4 protein-coding genes are annotated in these 3729 nt (G+C 57.8%); 2 read left to right on the forward strand and 2 right to left on the reverse strand.

The window, feature by feature from the left end; translation table 11 throughout:
- Positions 1–48: 48 nt before the first annotated feature.
- On the reverse strand, positions 49–762 hold the full coding sequence (locus LO50_RS18465; protein ID WP_011914413.1) for an SOS response-associated peptidase family protein: 714 nt from the start codon (positions 760–762) through the stop codon (positions 49–51).
- An 82-nt stretch (positions 763–844) separates the two neighbouring features.
- Between LO50_RS18465 and LO50_RS18470 the strand changes: the two genes are divergently transcribed.
- Positions 845–1276, forward strand: coding sequence for a LexA family protein (locus tag LO50_RS18470; RefSeq protein WP_011914412.1), 432 nt, complete (start codon positions 845–847; stop codon positions 1274–1276).
- Positions 1263–2543, forward strand: a complete 1281-nt coding sequence (gene umuC, locus LO50_RS18475) for a translesion error-prone DNA polymerase V subunit UmuC (protein ID WP_044315922.1) — start codon at positions 1263–1265, stop codon at positions 2541–2543. Before LO50_RS18470 ends, umuC begins: the two co-directional genes overlap by 14 nt.
- A 125-nt stretch (positions 2544–2668) precedes the next feature.
- Here umuC and LO50_RS18480 read toward each other — a convergent pair whose 3' ends face one another.
- A complete protein-coding gene (locus LO50_RS18480) occupies positions 2669–3034 on the reverse strand; it encodes a histone-like nucleoid-structuring protein, MvaT/MvaU family (protein WP_017243953.1) in 366 nt (121 codons plus the stop codon).
- Between the last annotated feature and the right edge of the window lie 695 nt (positions 3035–3729).

The following is a 3729-nucleotide window of genomic DNA, read 5'->3' on the forward strand; positions in this document are numbered from 1 at the left end:
CCGTACCGGAAAGGTCAGGTGTTGCACTCAGTTTTTGCCGCCGCCCCTTTATACCAGCGGCTGGGCGATCCTATTGATAAGTTCCGGCCCATCATTCCGCACGTTCCCGACGTCCTTACCCACCGGATGCCACTCGAATTCCTCGACGCATAAACCATGCGCCAGTGCTAGCTCCTCAGCCTTGAGCGGCAAAAGCTCCTGCTGCATCCAGAGCGCAGCGTACTCTGGCGATAGAACCAGAGGACGCCGATCGTGAATATCGAGCATGCCGGCAGCGCTAGATGACGTAATGACAACAAAGCCGTCGCCGTCTCGGGGTTCCAGCGAGGCGCCTCGCTGAAACCGCCCGAGCGCAGCGAAAAACATCGGCTCGCCGCTACGGAGCGTGATGTAGTAGGGCTGCTTGATCTTCGGGTTGGCCGCGTCCTTCTTCCACTCGTACCAACCATCAGCGGGCACTATTGCGCGGCCGGTTTGCCAGATATCGCGAAAGAACTTGCTAGTCGCGGCCGTTTCCACCCTGGCATTTATCGCTGGTGGTCGCTTCCCCTGTGCCCACAATGGGGCGTAACCCCACTTGACCGGCTCCATGCGCAGGCCATCATCGTCCTGGTGCAGGAGCTGAACCAGTGATTGCGGACACACGTTGTAGCGTCCGATTGGCTCAGGATTCACGCTGCCACGCAATGGCAAGGGCAGCTGCATCGCGATCTTGTCCAGGTACTCATAGGCGATTCGGTACTGAGCGAAACGTCCACACATGGGTGCCCCCGCACATCTGGTTCAATTGACCGGACTCTAGCTTCAGAATACTGTATATGCATACAGTTATGAGGTCTGTGCCATGCCCGTCCATATGTTGGGACCTGCTGCTCCCGCCACAATTGCACTGCCGTTTTTCAGTTTCTGCGTGCCCGCCGGATTCCCGAGCCCAGCGCAGGACCACATGGAGGGGAGCATCTCGCTCGACGAGCTGATGAACATCCGAGCTCCGCATACCTACCTGGCGCGCGCAGACGGGGAGAGCATGATCCAGGTCGGCATTTTCGACCGAGACATTCTGATCATCGACCGGGGACGGGAGGCAGAAAAAGGGGAGGTGATCATCGCAGCGCTGAATAACGAGCCTCTGGTCAAGATTTTCGACCGAGCCGGCAGCCAGGTCATTCTGCGCTCGGCTAATCCGAAGTTCCCGCCGCGGTACCTCCTCGAAAGCGAAGAACTCTACGTATGGGGCGTGGTGTCATACAGCATCCGAATCCATGGCAAGTACTGAGCGGGCCATCGCCCTCATTGATTGCAACTCGTTCTACGCCAGCTGCGAGCGTGTCTTTCGACCAGACTTGCGCCGTACGCCTATCGTCGTGCTTTCGAACAATGACGGCTGCGTGATCGCGCGCTCGGCCGAGGCAAAGCAGCTCGGTATCAAAATGGGCGTGCCGTATTTTCAGATCCGGCGCGACCTGGAGCGTTGGGGCGTTGTGGTGTTTTCCAGCAATTACGCGCTGTACGGCGACATGAGCGAGCGCGTCATGACGGTCATCGAGAGCCTGGTGCCTGCGGTTGAGGTGTACTCAATCGACGAGTCGTTTGCCGACCTTACCGGTGTGCCAGACGTCGAAGTGCTCGGCAGGCGGATCCGCGCTGAGGTACTGCGCAGCACAGGTATCCCGGTCGGGGTGGGCATTGGGGGGACCAAGACGCTCGCCAAGCTAGCGAACCATTCAGCGAAGCGCTGGCAGAAACAGACGGGTGGGGTAGTGGACCTTCTCGACCCGGTGCGGCGCGACAAGGTACTGCGCGTGACTGAAGTCGGCGATGTATGGGGTGTCGGACGCCGGATGACCGAGCACCTGAACAGGATGGGCATACGTACTGCTTGGGATCTAGCCAGCGCGGATGCTTGGACCCTGCGCAAAAAATTCAGCGTTGTTATCGAGAAAACTTCTCGCGAACTGCGCGGGACGCCGTGCCTCAATCTGGAGGACGTCGCGTCACCCAAACAGGAGATCTGCTGCTCGCGGATGTTCGGCAAGCGCCTGCGCGAGCTGGAGCCAATCAAGGAGGCAGTGGCGGCATACGCCGCCCGGGCCAGCGAGAAGCTGAGGGCACAGCAGTCCATGTGCAAGCGCGTCCGAATCAGCATCCGTACCGGCATGTTCAATTCCGACGAGCCCAAGTTCGCAAAAGGCGTGGTGTGTGAGCTGCCGTATCCCACCGACGACACCCGATACATCACCCGGGCGGCGATCGCCGGTTTGGAGCACATCTATCGCGAGGGCTTTTCGTTCAGCAAGGCTGAGGTCCTGCTGATGGATCTGTGCCAGCGTGGCGAGTACACCGACGATCTATTCGCCCAAACCCAGCCCGCCGCGTCGGAGCGCGTTATGGGCGTGCTCGATGCAATCAACGCCAAGTGGGGCCGCAATACCCTCCGGCCCGGCCGCGTAACCACCGCGCCGGACTGGGGCATGCGACGGGAGATGATGAGCCAAAGTTTCACGACCAGGCTGGATCAGTTGTGGGTGGTGCGGTGCAACTAGGCGAGTGCATGCGAGGACCGATGAATTCCAGGTACTGGTTGTAGTGCGATCGCTTGCATCCGTTGACCGCTGAAAGCGTAAAGAAAAAGCCAGGCAGTGCCTGGCTCTTGTGTTGGTCGGATAGCTTACTGAAGCCAACCCTCTACCTTTTCGGCGCCGTGCTTTTCTTTCCAAGCTTTCAAAATCTTATGATTGCCACCCTTCGTCTCTACCACCTCTCCAGTTTCTGGGTTTTTGTAAACCTTAACTTGGCGCTGCCGACGAGGCGCTTGAGACGTCGGGGTGGCGCTGATGCTGGTGCGGCTGGGCTGCGGATCCAATATTGAAATAATTTCGCGCAGGCCTACGTCATATTGCCCCATCAAATTGCGGAGTTTTTCCTCGAACTCGATTTCGCGCTTGAGTTTGTCGTCATTCTTAAGAGCATCAAGCTGCTTGAGCTGGGCTGCGAGCTGGGCTTCTAGAGCTTTGAATTCGGCGAGTTTGGACATGGGTAACCTTCGGAGAACGAAACTGCTTTGTGTGTCTCAGTCTACCGCTTGGGCACGGAGGGAGAAAACTAAGGACCGACCGATTTCGTGAGTAATTCAGTCATCGAGAAGGCTGGTACAGGGATGGCGCTGCGGAGTGTTTGTCAGCCAGAGAGGTGCGTACTTCCTGACATATGAAGTGGTGGGTTAGCAAAATGGGAGGTGACCAAGCGGCGGCCGTTGCATAGAAACGTCGCGCATCCCGTAGAGGAAGCGGACGTGAGCAGGCTTCTTCTGCTTTAGCAGAGGTAGCCATGCATAGCATCGAAATTGGAGCTAGCCATTTACCTGCGGCAAATGAAGAAAGCTGCCTTTTTTGACAACAATGGCAGCCGCTTCGCGAAGGCAGTTGATCATTTTGGTCTTATTGCTCGGTCTCGCTCCACATTCGTTTCGCTTACCTGCAAACGCCCAAAATGCTCAACTGCCCCATACTTGAAGGTTTCAAGTATGGGGCGCGGGGGCATACTTGAAGGAACGCTTCGCTGCTTCAAGTATGCCCCCGCAATTTTGTTGTCAAATCATAGCCGCCAGGCGTTGCCTGGCCGAAATGGCGATTGTGCACAGACGTGAGCTGCGCCATTCGCGGGCGCTGCCGCCCCGGCCTCAATGGCGGCGGCAAAAACTGAGTGCAACACCTGACCTTTCCGGTACGG

The sequence above is a fragment of the Stutzerimonas stutzeri genome (genome assembly GCF_000935215.1).
Classification (GTDB): Bacteria; Pseudomonadota; Gammaproteobacteria; order Pseudomonadales; family Pseudomonadaceae; genus Stutzerimonas.